This is a genomic window from Nocardia sp. No.11 (genome assembly GCF_038752175.1).
GTDB classification, from domain to species: Bacteria; Actinomycetota; Actinomycetes; order Mycobacteriales; family Mycobacteriaceae; genus Nocardia; species Nocardia canadensis.
The window spans coordinates 1-13479 of record NZ_JBCGFB010000024.1; the positions used below are offsets into that span (position 1 = coordinate 1).

Genomic DNA, 13479 nt, shown 5'->3' on the forward strand with positions numbered 1-13479 from the left:
CGACGGCCGCCGCGGCAAGCAGGCGCGGATGGCGGGCCGGGTCGCGTGCACCTTCTTCGCGGTGCTGGCACTGGTCGTCACCGGTGGCGGCTGGAGCTACCTGCGTGCCACCAACAACAGCTTCACCCAGGTCTCGGCACTCGACGGCGCCACCGAGGACGTGCTCGACGGCGACATGCAGCTCGGTGACGAGAACTATCTGATCGTCGGCACCGACACCAGGGCGGGCGTCAACGCCGACCTGGGCGCGGGCACCACCGACGACGCCGAGGGCGCGCGCGCCGACACGGTCATGCTGGTGCACATCCCGAAGAACCGTTCGCGTGTCGTCGTTGTCTCCTTCCCCCGTGACCTCGACGTCACCCGGCCGCAGTGCGCGGGCTGGGACAACGAGAAGGCCGCCTACACCGATCAGAAGTTCCCCTTGGCGATGGGCGACAAGCTCAATGCCGTCTACGCGCTCGGCGGCCCCCGCTGCCTGGTCGACGTGGTGCGCAAGATGTCGGGTCTGAGTATCGGCCACTTCATCGGCATCGACTTCGCCGGATTCCAGGCGATGGTCGACCAGGTCGACGGCGTCGAGGTCTGCTCCACCAAGCCGATCATCGACGGCGTACTCGGCACGGTCCTCGAGACTTCGGGCAAGCAGCGCGTCAACGGTGAGACCGCACTCAACTACGTGCGCGCACGCCATGTCGTCGGCGAGGAGCGCAGCGACTACGACCGGATCCACCGGCAACAGCAGTTCCTGGCCGCCCTGCTCCGCGGGGCGTTGTCGAGCAAGGTGCTGCTCGACCCGGGCAAGCTGCAAGGCTTCGTCGAAGCGTTCCGGCAGCACACGTTCGTCGACGGCGTCGGCACCCAGGACCTGATGCTGCTCGGCCGATCGCTGCAGAAGGTCAATGCCGGTGCGGTGACGTTCATTACCGCGCCGACCGCAGGGACCACCTCGTACGGCAACGAGATTCCGCGCGAGTCCGATATCAAGGCGATCTTCCGCGCGATCATCGACGACCAGCCGCTGCCCGGGGAAGAGACCGCCCCGCCGGTCACGAGCTCGGCCGAACCGCCGCCGACGCAGGCGCCCAAGGTGCAGGCCGTCAGCCCGGGGTCGGTGTCGGTTCGGGTATCCAACGGAACCGGCCGCACCGGCGTCGCACAGCAGGCCGCCAACAAGCTCAGCACGATGGGTTTCGGGATCTACAGCGTCGGGAACTACCCCGACGGCAGCGAGTCGACGGTGGTGCACTACTCGATGGGCAACGAGGCGGCGGCCGCGACTGTGGCCAGTTCGATCCCCGGCGCGGTCATCGAACGCGACGACACCCTGGACGGGATCGTCGAGGTCATCCTGGGCTCGAGCTTCGCCGGACAGGTCCGTACCCCCACCGCGGTCGGTACCGAAATCCCCAACGTGGAGACCGGCAAAGCGATCGCGGCCGCACCGGTGGCCCTCCCGTCCGACCTCGAGCACATGAACGCGGCCGACACCAGCTGCGACTGACCCGCCACGCAGTCATCCGCCACCACCCCAGCGTCGGGTGCCGGGCGTCTGATCAGGTCGCTGCGGGCAAGATCCATTCCCCCATCGAGCGCTGCCCACTTCGTCGTGACATTTTGTGGTGTATGTCACACCAAGGAACCGGGTGGCTTTCCCTCGCGTCCAAGTGTGTAGATCAACCGAACACCATTGGCGCGGAAGGGAATTGAGTCTCCGACTCAATCGGGCCGTGCTGTCGACTGTGGGGAGAAAACTATGAAGAAGACGATTTCGGCCGCCCTCGTTATCGGGGCAGCCGCTGTGGGGATCACGACCCTGTTCCCAGGAGTCGCGGCCGCAGTCGAAATGGACGGACTCTACGCGTCCTCGGACGAATGCTGGGCCGCGATCCGGGCCAAGACCCAAAACGGCACCTACGACGCCCCGCCGTTCACGTACTACTGCGCGCAAACGCCGAGTGGATACTGGATCATCACCCGCTAGTTCGGACGGCGACGGGTTCCCGGGCGGCCTCAGCGGAGGCTGTCGGCCGGCCGGGTGACCTACCCGCGGTCCGAAAGAGAACCGCAGCGCCGCATGGGGGCCGATCCGCTGCCGACGAGACCTTTACGTAGCAAACCCCGCTGAGCTGGCACGACACTGCCACACGGCATTAACCCGCCGTTGGGTGACAGCGCCGAGGGTACCCACTAGGGTCTGCAATCATGCGTGTCATCTACAACGAGCAAATGGCCGATCTCGCCAATCTTCTGGGCGAGATGGCCGGTCTCGCTGGCCAGGCGATGGAACAGGCCACCCAGTCGCTGCTGCAGGCCGACCTCGCCCTGGCCGAGCAGGTCATCGGTGAGCAGGACCGGATCTCGGTGATGATCACCGAGGCCGAGGAGAAGGCCTTCGCCCTGCTCGCGCTGCAGGCCCCCGTCGCGGGCGACCTGCGCCAGGTGGTGAGCGCCATCCAGATCGTCGCCGACGTCAACCGGATGGGCGCGCTGGCACTGCACGTGGCCAAGGTGACCCGGCGTCGCCATCCCAACCACGCCCTGCCCGAGTCGGTCAACGGCTACTTCGCCGAGATGGGCCGGATCGCGGTCAACATGGGCGCGGGCGCCAAGGAGGTGCTCGAGACCCGCGATCCCGAGCGCGCCGCCCAGCTCAACCAGGATGACGAGGCGATGGACGATCTCCACCGCCACCTGTTCACCCTGCTGATGGACCGGGAGTGGAAGTACGGCGTCGCCTCGGCCGTCGACGTCACCCTGCTCGGCCGCTACTACGAGCGCTTCGCCGACCACGCCGTCGAGATCGGCCGCCGCGTCATCTTCCTGGTGACCGGCGTCCTGCCCGGCGACGAGGATCTCGAAAGCTAGGACACGGCAACGAGAAAGCCCCCGCACTCCGATCGGAGGCGGGGGCTTTCTCGTGGTGGTGTCTAGCCGAAGCGGCCGGAGATGTAGTCCTCCGTGGCGCGCTGGGTGGGGTTGGAGAAGATCTTCTCGGTGTCGTCGATCTCGATCAGCTTGCCGGGCTTGCCCTGGGCCTCGAGGTTGAAGAAGCCGGTCTGGTCACTCACCCGCGCGGCCTGCTGCATGTTGTGGGTGACGATGACGATGGTGAATTCCTTCTTCAGCTCGGTGATCAGGTCCTCGATCGCCAGGGTGGAGATCGGGTCCAGTGCCGAACAGGGCTCGTCCATCAGCAGCACGTCGGGCGAGACCGCGATCGCGCGGGCGATGCACAGACGCTGCTGCTGACCACCGGAGAGGCCGCCGCCCGGCTTGTCGAGCCGGTCCTTGACCTCGTTCCAGAGGTTGGCGCCGCGCAGCGAGCGCTCGGCGACCTCGTCGAGTTCCTTCTTGTTGCGCACGCCCTGCAGCTTCAGACCCGCCACCACGTTGTCGCGAATGGACATGGTGGGGAACGGGTTCGGGCGCTGGAACACCATGCCGATGGTGCGGCGCACGCCGACCGGGTCGATGTTGGCGCCGTAGATGTCCTCGCCGTCGAGCAGCACCGCGCCCTCGACGCGGGCGTTCGGGGTCACCTCGTGCATCCGGTTCAGCGAACGCAGCACGGTCGACTTGCCACAACCGGAGGGACCGATGAAGGCGGTTACGCTGCGGGGCAGCACGGTCAGCTCCACGCTCGACACAGCGTGGAAGGCGCCGTAGTAGATGTTGAGATCTTTGACGTCGATCCGCTTGGCCATCTGAGTTATCCGTTCGCTTCTATCGGTTCCGGGTGAGCAGCTTGTTGACGCCTGCGGCGGCCAGGTACAGCGCCGCGATCATCAGGATGAGCGTGAGCGCCGCACCCCAGACACGTTCGCGACCGGCGGCCTCCGGGTTGGCCAGCTCTTGGTAGATCAGCAGCGGCAACGAGGCCATGTTGCCGTCGAAGATGTTCTGGTTGATCGACTTGCTGTAGCCGACCAGCACGAGCACCGGCGCGGTCTCACCCATGACGCGAGCCAGGGCCAGCAGGATGCCGGAGATCATGCCGGGCGCCGCGGTGGGGATGACGATCCGCAGGATGGTCTTCCACTTCGGCACACCGAGCGCGTAGGACGCCTCACGCAGCTCGTCGGGCACCAGCTTGAGCATTTCCTCGGTGCTGCGCACGACGACCGGCAGCATCAGCAGCACCAGCGCCAGCGAGACGGCGAAGGAGCTCTGCGGCATGCCGAAGGTGGCGATCCAGAGCGCGAAGATGAACAGCGCGGCGACGATCGAGGGCACACCGGCGAGAATGTCGACCATGAAGGTGGTGACCTTGGCGAGTCGGCCGCGACCGTATTCGACCAGGTAGACCGCGGCCATGATGCCCAGCGGCACCGCGATGATCGAGGCCACCGCGGACTGCACGATGGTGCCGTAGATCGCGTGGTAGACACCGCCGCCGGTCTGATCCGGCAGGATGCCCTTCTGCGAGTTCATCCACCAATCGGCGGACAGGATCGCGGTGATGCCCTTGGTGACCACCAGGCCGAGCACCCACACCAGCGGGATCAGCGCGATCACGAAGCACAGCGTGACCAGGCCGGTCGCGATGTTGTTCTTGATCCGCCTGCCGGTGCTGACGTGGCGGAACGTGGGCGCTTTGACCGGCTTGTCGAGGGTCGTTGTGCTGGTCATCAGCCGTTCACCTTTCCGCCGGAAGCGAGGCGGGCCAGCGCGTTGACGACGAAGGTCAGCGCGAAGAGGACGAAGCCGGCGGCGATGTAGGCGCCGGTCGGCAGCGGCGAGCTGAACTCCGAGGCCGCGGAGGCGATCTTGGAGGCGAAGGTGTAGCCGCCGTCGAACAGCGACCACTCACCGGCCTGGCTCGCGGTGCGCAGCACGACCAGGACCGCGATGGTCTCGCCGAGCGCGCGGCCGAGGCCGAGCATGGAACCGGCGATCACGCCGCTGCGGCCGTAGGGCAGCACGGTCATCCGCACGACTTCCCACTTGGTGGCGCCGAGCGCCTGCGCGGCCTCGATGTGAGCGCGCGGGGTCAGCGCGAACACCTCGCGGGCGACGGAGGTGATGATCGGCAGGATCATCACCGCGAGCACGACACCGGCGGTGAAGATGGTGCCACCGCCGCCGATCGAGACGTTGCCGTCGGAGAACAGGAAGAACCAGCCCAGCTTGTCGTTGAGGAACTGCTGGACCGGCGCGATCTGCGGCGCCAGCACCAGGAAGCCCCAGAGACCGAACACGATGGACGGCACCGCGGCGAGCAGGTCGATCAGCATCGTGAACGGCCTGCCGAGTCGCGACGGCGCGTAGTGCGTCAGGAACAGCGCGATACCGACGCCGATCGGCACCGCGACGATGAGCGCGAAGACCGAGCTCAGCACCGTCACCATGAACAGATCGCGGATGCCGAAGCGCAGGTGGTTGGCATCGTTGGTGGCGAACTCGGTGCTGGTGAAGAAGTTGACTTCGTCGGCCCTGACCGAGGGCACCGCGCGGATCAGCAGGAACAGGGCGATCAGCGCGATGGCCGCGACGATGGTCGCACCAGCTGCGGTGGCCAGCCACCGGAAGATCGTCTCGGCGTTCAGACGGCCTACGCGACCCGACTCAGGGGCCTTGTCGATTTTCGGTTCGGTCGGCATATTCGCAGTATCTCCGGCCGCCCGTGGGCCCGTCGAATTCGACGAGCCCACGGCGGTCACCTCAGGGTGCATGGTCATGGCCAGGAAGCGATCAGGAGATGGCGTTGATCGCGGTGGTCAGCTTGGTCTTGAAGGCGTCCGGCAGCGGCACGTAGCCCGCGTCGGCCAGACCGGCCTGACCGTTGGTGACGACCGAGGTCAGGAACGCCTTGACGGCCTTGCTGGTGTCGGCGTCGGCGTACTTCGAGCACACGATCTCGTAGGTCGCCATCATGATCGGGTAGGAGCCCGCGGCGGTCGGCTTGTAGAACGAGCTGGTGTCGAGCACCAGGTCGTTGCCCTCGCCCTTGATCTTCACGCCGTCGATCGACTTACCGGCCGACTCGGCCGACAGCTTGACCGGGTCCTTGGAGGCCGAGGTGATGATCTGCGCGATCGACAGGCTCTGCGCCTTGGCGAAGGACCACTCGTTGTAGGTGATCGAGTTCTTGGTGTTCTTGATCGCGGCCGAGGTGCCCTCGTTGCCCTTGGCGCCTTCGCCGACACCGCCGTTGAAGGTCTTGCCGCCACCCTTGCCCCACGCGCCGTCGGAGGCCGCGTCGAGGTAGAGCTGGAAGTTGTCGGTGGTGCCCGACTCGTCGGAGCGGAAGATCACGGCGATCTTCTCCGAGGGCAGCTTGGCGTTGGGGTTGAGCGCCTTGATCTCGGGGGCATCCCAGGTGGCGACGGAGCCGTTGAACACCTTGGCGGCGGTCGGGCCGTCGAGGACCAGGTCGGTCACGCCGTCGATGTTGTAGGTGATGGCGATCGGGCCGAAGACGGTCGGCAGGTTCCACGCCGGGGCGCCGCACCGCTCCTGCGCCTTGGCCGGCTCTTCCTTCTTCGAGCTCAGCGGCGAGTCGGAGCCACCGAAATCGGTCTGGCTGCCGAGGAACTCGTTCACGCCCGCGCCGGAGCCGCTGGAGGTGTAGTTCAGGGTGTAGCCGTCGCAGTTGGCCTCGTAGGCCGCGACGAAACGCTCCATGGCGTTCTTCTGCGAGGAAGCGCCCGACGCCTTGAGCGCCTTCTTGCCACCGCAGGCAACGCTGGTGTTGGCATCGGTACCGGCACCGTTGGTGTTCTCATCGCTGCCACAGGCGGCCAGGGTCATGGCGCCCACGGCGAAGACGCCGACCAGGGCACTGGTGCGCTTGAAGTTCACTTTTCCTCCGACATTGCTGACGACTCGCTCGGTCCCTCACCGGCCCGGGCGAGTTGGGCGGTGCGGATCGCGGGAAACGCGCGCACCAGGCGACGACTGTGCCGCCCAGAAGTAACCTAAGGTCGCCCGGTTGACAGTTGGCCCGACGTGGGTTAACGCAAAATGAACAGCCCGGCGCGATTAGGGCGAGGAATGTGACGTTTGCCCCAGTTTTACTCGCGCGTACCCGGTCAGCCGCGCACTATTCAGCGGCGCCGAAGAATTCACCGCGACTGTGAGGTGCCTCGCAGTCGGTCAGACGACCGAGTAGGCGACGTCGATATGCGCCGGCGCGAACCCGAGGCGGGTGTAGGTGTGCACGGCGGCGGTGTTGTCGGCCTCGGTGTAGAGCAGCACCTCGGCCAGCCCTTCCGCGCGCAGGTGCCGCAGCCCGGCCAGAGTCAGCAGTCGGCCCAGGCCACGCCCCTGTGCGGCCGGATCGATGCCGACGACATAGACCTCGCCCGCCGGGGCGGCGTCGGGATGCACCTTGGTCCAGTGGAAGCCGAGCAGGCGGTCCGGGTCGGCGGCGTCGAAGGCCAGGAACAGCCCGGCCGGGTCGAACCAGGATTCGGCGCGGCGGGCGGCGATGTCGCGCTCGGTCCAGCCGCCCTGTTCGGGGTGCCAGGCGAAGGCGGCGTTGTTGACGCGCAGCAGTTCGGCGTCGTCGGCGGGGCCGGTGTAGGTGCGCAGGACCAGCCCGTCCGGCACCACCAGTTCCGGTAGCTCCGGCGTTGCCAGCGAGCGACGCATCTGCCACAGCTCCCGGGCGGTGGCCAGTCCGAGACCGGCGGCGAGCGCCTTGGCGGCGGGCAGGTCGCCGTGCGCCCATACCCGCGCGCCGGGGCCTCCCTCGGCCAGCGCGGCACGCACGAGTTCGGTGCCGACGCCGGCGCCGCGAGCGACCGGGTCGACCGCGACCTCGGCCATCGCGGGGTGTTCGTCATGTGCCGCAACGAGATTGGCGTAGCCGACGATCTCGCCCGCGCGTTCGGCCAGCAGATGCCTGGTCGCCGGATCGGCCTCGGCGAGAGAAAGCACCGCCTGTTCCGACACCGGTGCGACGCCATCGGCGGCCTTCGCCCTGGCCAGCAGATCGCGCACCAGCGGCGCGCTCCCCGGCTCGACCCGTTCGGTCCAGGTCAGGGTTGCTGTGTGCGGCATCGACGTCCTCCTCGCTGTGCGCGACGGGCCGATGCCGCGCCGCGCCGTCCTGGCGCTGCTCGGCGCGACTACTGCGCGGTGCCGTTGAGCGGGGCCAGTGAGTCGTCGCCGTCGATGTCCTCGTCCGGGAAACTCACCACCTCGCCCTTGGCCGCGGGGGTCCTGGCCGGGCGCACCGCCTTGTAGCCGACATTGCGCACGGTGCCGATCAGCGATTCGTACTCGCTGCCCAACTTGGCGCGCAGGCGCCGCACGTGCACGTCGACGGTGCGGGTGCCGCCGAAGAAGTCGTAGCCCCACACCTCCTGCAGCAGCTGGGCCCGGGTGAAGACCCGGCCCGCGTGCTGGGCGAGGTACTTGAGCAGTTCGAATTCCTTGTAGGTGAGGTCGAGCGGGCGACCACGCAGCCGCGCGGTGTAGGTGCCCTCGTCGATCACCAGCTCACCCAGGGTGATCTTGCCCGTGTTCTCGGGGCTGGCCACCCCACCGTTGCGGCCGACCAGCAGCCGCAGCCGCGCGTCCAGCTCGGCGGGACCGGTGCCGGGCAGCAGGATGTCGTCCAGGCCCCAGTCCGCGTTGACGGCCACCAGACCGCCCTCGGTCAGCACCGCGACGACCGGCACCGAGGATCCGGTGCTGCCGAGCAGCCTGCACAGTCCACGGGCCGCGGCGAGGTCGGTTCTGGCGTCGACCAGCGCGACATCCGCGCTGCCCGCCTCCAGCAGGGACGACACCTCGGTCGGCGCGGGCCGCACGTTGTGCGCCAGCAGCGACAACGACGGCAACACCGCATCGGGGTTGGGGTCGGAGGTCAGTAGGAGCAGCTCCACCGGGCTCTCCTCCTATCTCGTGGCTCCGCGGACGACAGCAGCCGCGTAGCTACGTCGCCGAAACACAGGTAAGTCGTCTGCAACATTAGCGCGTGCGCGGCCATGACCTCGCAACATGGTGGCCGCGAGGTAACGCGTCGGCGCGCGCTTCGCCCGAACCGTAGCGCCGGATAGGCTGGCTCGCATGCGCAAGCTGATCATCGGGCTGCTGTGCCTGGCCGGGGTGGCGGTGGTGATCGATTTCGGCGCCGCCGCCTACACCGAGTACCACGTGTCGCGGCAACTGCGGGCCGGAGCCGATCTGTCGGCCGACCCCGAAGTGACCATCAAGGGATTCCCCTTCATCGCCCAGGCGGTGTCGGGGCGCTACGACGACGTCCTCGTCCGCGCCCGCAGCATGCGCCCCGATATTCCGGGCGAGATCGCTCTGGAGGCCAATCTCTACGGACTGCACGCCTCGGCGAGCGAGCTGCTCGACGGCACGGCGCGCGCGGTACAGGTCGACCGGGTCGAGGCCCAGATGGCGATCGAGCCGACCGAGCTCGGCCGCCTGTTCGGCATCCCCGATCTGCAGGTCCTCGGCCCGCCCGCCGACAAGGCCGACGGTACCGGCGGTTCGGGCGGTTCCGGCCTGACCACCGCGGGCGCCCATGTGCTCAAGGGCACACTTCCGGTGGCGGCCAACGGCCGCGTGCTCGCGCCGGGCGTCACCCCGGGCAACAACACGACTCGGGTCGAAGTACAGGTCGAAGCCGATCTGATGCTGGACGGGGACAAGATCCGCATCCAGGCCACCCGCTTCTACAAGGACCGCTCCGCCACCGCGGATACGCCGGTCTCGACCACCAAGACCGACATCCTCGACGTCGACAAGCCCGCGGTGCTCGAGCGCTTCAGCCGTACCATCGATACCAAGGAATTGCCGTTCGGCATCGCCCCCACCGAAGTGGAGGCCAAGGGTGGTCAGATCATCGTCTACGGTGTCGGCCGCTCCCTGACCATCGACCTGGACCGATTGCTACAACCATGATCGAACTAGCCATCCTCGCCGCCGTCGTGCTGGCCGCTGTCGCGGTCGGCCTGCTGCTGCGGCGCAACCAGGGCCGGGTCCGCCCGGCCACCCTCGACCCGGAGACCGCCCAGCGCGCTCGCCTGCTGGACGCGGCGGGCGTCACCGGGGCGACCCCCGCGGTGCTGCACTTCTCGGCCGACTGGTGTGGCCCCTGCGATGCGGTTCGCCGCGTGGTCGCCGGCGTGACCGCCGACCTGTCCGATTCTCCGAACGCCCCGCGCGACATCGAGATCGACATCGACGCCGACCCCGCGCTGGCAAGGGAACTCAACGTCCTGTCGCTGCCGACGACCTTCGTCTTCGACGCCGAGGGCAAGGAGCGTTTTCGCATCTCAGGCGTGCCGAAGGCGGGCGATCTGCGCACCGCGCTGGAACCGCTGACAGTGTGATCTGGCCCCCTGTTCCGGGGGGCCGGGACATTTCCCGACGAGACCGGGTAAACTACTCCCCGTGCAATCCGACCACGAGCTGATGCTCACCCGACGCCGCACAGTTGATCTGTGTCGGCTCGGTGGTTGTTGCTGCCTGTGCCGCTGAACGGTCGGCTTCTCTCCCGAGATTCCTGACGCCGACCTCTGTCCGCCGCGCGAGTGATCGACACGATCCCCCGGCGAACTGCAGTTCCCACTGACTCAACTCAGCGCAGGAGTTCGCACGATGACCACTTCCCTTGAATCCCCACCTCGCGTCGATGTTCGCGGGCCGCGCTTCGTGGCCTGGATCACCACCGGCGTGCTGGTGCTGGTGCTCGTCACCGCCGCCTTCTCGACCACCGCCGCCGCGATCCTGATCGGCCTGCAGGCCGTGGTGTTCGCGATCGGCGCCTCCGGCGGCCCCGCCAAGCACCCCTACGGCCGGATCTACGCCGCGCTGATCGCGCCGCGCAACGGTCCGACCACCGAGACCGAGCCCGTGCCGCCGCTGCGTTTCGCGCAGCTGCTCGGCTTCGCGTTCGCCGGTCTCTCCCTGCTGGGCTTCGTGCTCGGCTCCCCGATCGTCGGCGCGGTATTCGCCGGCTTCGCTCTGTTCGCGGCGTTCCTGAACGCGGCGTTCGGGGTTTGCCTGGGCTGCCAGATCTACCCGCTGGTGGCCCGCTTCCGCCGGTCCACTGCATCGTCCGGCGAAACTGGCTGGCCCTCCGTGGTTACGCAGGCTGCCTCCTCCGGGCCTGACGCCAGTTCCGCCGGCCCGGCATCGAACTGAACCCCTGCAAGTCATCTCTGAAAGGAACAACATGGCTCGCTCCGATGTCCTGGTCTCCGTTGACTGGGCCGAAGAGAACCTCAACGCCCCCGGCGTCGTCTTCGTCGAGGTCGACGAGGACACCTCCGCCTACGAGGGTGGCCACATCGAGGGCGCCGTCCGGCTGGACTGGAAGACCGACCTGCAGGATCAGGTTCGTCGCGACTTCGTGAACCAGGAGCAGTTCTCCGACCTGCTCTCCGCGCGCGGCATCGCCAACGACGACACCGTCGTCCTGTACGGCGGCAACAACAACTGGTTCGCGGCGTACGCCTACTGGTACTTCAAGCTGTACGGCCACAACGACGTCAAGCTGCTCGACGGCGGCCGCAAGAAGTGGGAGCTCGACGGTCGCCCGCTCTCGCGTGACGCGGTCTCGCGCCCGGCCACCCAGTACAAGGCCGCCGCCCCCGACACCTCGATCCGCGCGTTCCGCGACGAGGTCATCGCCGCCATCGGCACCAAGAACCTGGTCGACGTGCGTTCGCCCGACGAGTTCTCCGGCAAGATCCTGGCTCCCGCGCACCTGCCGCAGGAGCAGAGCCAGCGTCCCGGCCACATCCCCGGCGCGATCAACGTGCCGTGGAGCAAGGCGGCCAACGAGGACGGCACCTTCCGTTCCGACGCCGAGCTCGCCGAGCTGTACAAGGACGCGGGCCTGGACGGCGAGAAGGAGACCATCGCCTACTGCCGCATCGGTGAGCGCTCCTCGCACACCTGGTTCGTGCTGCAGGAGCTGCTCGGCCACCAGAACGTCAAGAACTACGACGGCAGCTGGACCGAATACGGTTCGCTCGTCGGTGCACCTATCGAGTTGGGAGCGTAAATCTATGTGTGCAGCACCTACCCAGGGTCAGGCCATCCCGGCCGGCGTCGACGTGGAGAAGGAGACGGTCATCACCGGCCGTGTCCTGAGCGCCGACGGTCAGCCGGTGGGCGGCGCGTTCGTGCGTCTGCTCGACGGCAACGGTGACTTCACCGCCGAGGTGGTGGCCTCCGGCACCGGTGACTTCCGCTTCTTCGCCGCGCCGGGTTCGTGGACCCTGCGCGCGCTGTCCTCGTCGGGCAACGGCTCGGCCGAGGTCCGCCCCGAGGGCGCGGGCATCCACTCGGTGGACGTCGAGGTCGCGAAGTAAGAACCTCACAACGGCCCTGGTAGTTCCTGTGCGGGAACTACCAGGGCCGTTTTCGTGTCCGCTCACCGGACTCGCTAGACTCCGATTCGTGGTCCTCTTCTTCGAGATTCTCCTCATCGCCGTGTCGATCCTCATCGGCTGGTTCGGCCTGTACGTCTTCTACCGGCTCTTCACCGAGTCATGAGCGTCAGCGGCCGGAGGCGGCAGCGCAGCGTAACCACGCAGGCCGCCGCTCAGGACTCCATGGGAGCAGCGTCATGAGCGGGCTCGCGAGCGAAGGTTCCGATCCGGCCGAGCGAGCGAGCACAGAGCAAGGCGCTCCGGCCGAGCGTCGCAGCGGTGACGAGGCAGTCAACGTCGCCGCCGAACGGGCGAAAGAGACCGGCGTCCGGAACATTTCGGTCCTGCCGGGTCTTCCCCTGCCCGAGGACACCGCGAATCTGCGCGAGGGTCCCGATCTGAACCACGCCATGCTGGCGTTGCTGCCGCTGGTCGGCGTGTGGCGCGGCGAGGGCGAGGGCAACCACTCCGCCGACGGCGACTACCGCTTCGGCCAGCAGATCGTCGTCTCGCACGACGGCGGCGACTACCTGGTCTGGGAGTCGCAGACCTGGAAGCTCGACGGCGAGGGCAACTTCGAACGCCCCGATCTGCGTGAGAGCGGCTTCTGGCGCGTCGGCACCGAAGGTGACGACGAGATGCTCGAACTCCTGCTCACCCACAGCAACGGCATCGTCGAGCTGTTCTACGGCACCGCCCGCACCCAGTCCTCCTGGGAGCTGGCCACCGATGTGGTGATCCGCAGCCAGTCCGGCGCGGTCGTCGGCGGCGCCAAGCGCCTCTACGGCATCGTCGACGGCGGCGACCTGGCCTATGTGGAGGAACGAGTCGACGCCGACGGCGCCCTCGAGCCCCGGCTCTCGGCCCGCTTGCAGCGCTACATCGGCTGACAGATCTCAAATGGAGCGACCCCCGAGCCATTCCGCCGCGTTCGAGAACACGGCGGTCCCGGTTGGATAGGCCGGGGGCTCGGGGGCCGGGTGACTGCCTGGGATTCGCTCAGCGCACCGCTGGGGAATCTCCCGCAGTGGAGCTGCTAGCGGGCAGCCACCTCACGCATCCGATGAACATACATTCTTCAGACCACCTCCTCTCTTGTGTACCGATGAATCTATCGGTGCGGCGCGAGGTC

General features: G+C 67.7%; 15 protein-coding genes. 9 read left to right on the forward strand and 6 right to left on the reverse strand.

Features of this window, described 5'->3' with window-relative positions:
• The 3 genes from V8688_RS10205 to phoU form a co-directional block, all read left to right on the forward strand.
• Positions 1–1504, forward strand: a 1504-nt coding sequence (locus tag V8688_RS10205; RefSeq protein ID WP_342800687.1) for an LCP family protein, incomplete at its 5' end; no start/stop codon positions are given.
• A 252-nt stretch (positions 1505–1756) separates the two neighbouring features.
• Complete coding sequence (locus V8688_RS10210; protein ID WP_316573439.1) at positions 1757–1984, forward strand: hypothetical protein; 228 nt, start codon at positions 1757–1759, stop codon at positions 1982–1984.
• 221 nt (positions 1985–2205) lie between these two features.
• Positions 2206–2868 carry a phosphate signaling complex protein PhoU gene (phoU, locus tag V8688_RS10215; RefSeq protein WP_218715900.1) on the forward strand — a complete coding sequence of 221 codons (663 nt, stop codon included), beginning with the start codon at positions 2206–2208 and terminating at the stop codon, positions 2866–2868.
• A 62-nt stretch (positions 2869–2930) separates the two neighbouring features.
• Here phoU and pstB read toward each other — a convergent pair whose 3' ends face one another.
• From pstB to V8688_RS10245, 6 genes are all read right to left on the reverse strand, one after another.
• Entirely contained in the window at positions 2931–3707 is a 777-nt protein-coding gene (gene pstB / locus V8688_RS10220) for a phosphate ABC transporter ATP-binding protein PstB (protein WP_218715899.1), read from the reverse strand.
• 19 nt (positions 3708–3726) lie between these two features.
• A complete protein-coding gene (pstA, locus tag V8688_RS10225) occupies positions 3727–4632 on the reverse strand; it encodes a phosphate ABC transporter permease PstA (protein ID WP_218715898.1) in 906 nt (301 codons plus the stop codon).
• Positions 4632–5603, reverse strand: coding sequence for a phosphate ABC transporter permease subunit PstC (pstC, locus tag V8688_RS10230; RefSeq protein ID WP_255586525.1), 972 nt, complete (start codon positions 5601–5603; stop codon positions 4632–4634). The genes pstA and pstC overlap by 1 nt, the downstream gene beginning before the upstream one ends.
• A gap of 91 nt (positions 5604–5694) precedes the next feature.
• Complete coding sequence (gene pstS / locus V8688_RS10235; protein ID WP_342800688.1) at positions 5695–6804, reverse strand: phosphate ABC transporter substrate-binding protein PstS; 1110 nt, start codon at positions 6802–6804, stop codon at positions 5695–5697.
• A 294-nt stretch (positions 6805–7098) separates the two neighbouring features.
• Positions 7099–8007 (reverse strand): mycothiol synthase, encoded by a 909-nt coding sequence (gene mshD / locus V8688_RS10240; protein ID WP_342800689.1) that lies wholly within the window; start codon positions 8005–8007, stop codon positions 7099–7101.
• A gap of 68 nt (positions 8008–8075) precedes the next feature.
• A complete protein-coding gene (locus tag V8688_RS10245) occupies positions 8076–8837 on the reverse strand; it encodes a response regulator transcription factor (RefSeq protein WP_218718768.1) in 762 nt (253 codons plus the stop codon).
• Positions 8838–9021: 184 nt separating this feature from the next.
• On the opposite strand from V8688_RS10245, the gene V8688_RS10250 reads away from it, so the two are divergent.
• The 6 genes from V8688_RS10250 (at position 9022) to V8688_RS10275 (ending at position 13237) form a co-directional block, all read left to right on the forward strand.
• Positions 9022–9867: an LmeA family phospholipid-binding protein gene (locus tag V8688_RS10250; protein ID WP_218718767.1), complete on the forward strand. Its 846-nt coding sequence runs from the start codon at positions 9022–9024 to the stop codon at positions 9865–9867.
• Positions 9864–10298, forward strand: a complete 435-nt coding sequence (locus tag V8688_RS10255; RefSeq protein WP_218718766.1) for a thioredoxin family protein — start codon at positions 9864–9866, stop codon at positions 10296–10298. Before V8688_RS10250 ends, V8688_RS10255 begins: the two co-directional genes overlap by 4 nt.
• 268 nt (positions 10299–10566) lie before the next feature.
• Positions 10567–11112 (forward strand): DUF4395 domain-containing protein, encoded by a 546-nt coding sequence (locus V8688_RS10260; protein ID WP_255587837.1) that lies wholly within the window; start codon positions 10567–10569, stop codon positions 11110–11112.
• A 31-nt stretch (positions 11113–11143) separates the two neighbouring features.
• Positions 11144–11977, forward strand: coding sequence for a sulfurtransferase (locus V8688_RS10265; protein WP_019044855.1), 834 nt, complete (start codon positions 11144–11146; stop codon positions 11975–11977).
• A 4-nt stretch (positions 11978–11981) separates the two neighbouring features.
• Entirely contained in the window at positions 11982–12287 is a 306-nt protein-coding gene (locus V8688_RS10270) for a DUF1416 domain-containing protein (protein WP_022565856.1), read from the forward strand.
• A gap of 257 nt (positions 12288–12544) precedes the next feature.
• Positions 12545–13237, forward strand: coding sequence for an FABP family protein (locus V8688_RS10275; protein ID WP_218718765.1), 693 nt, complete (start codon positions 12545–12547; stop codon positions 13235–13237).
• Positions 13238–13479 lie beyond the last annotated feature (242 nt).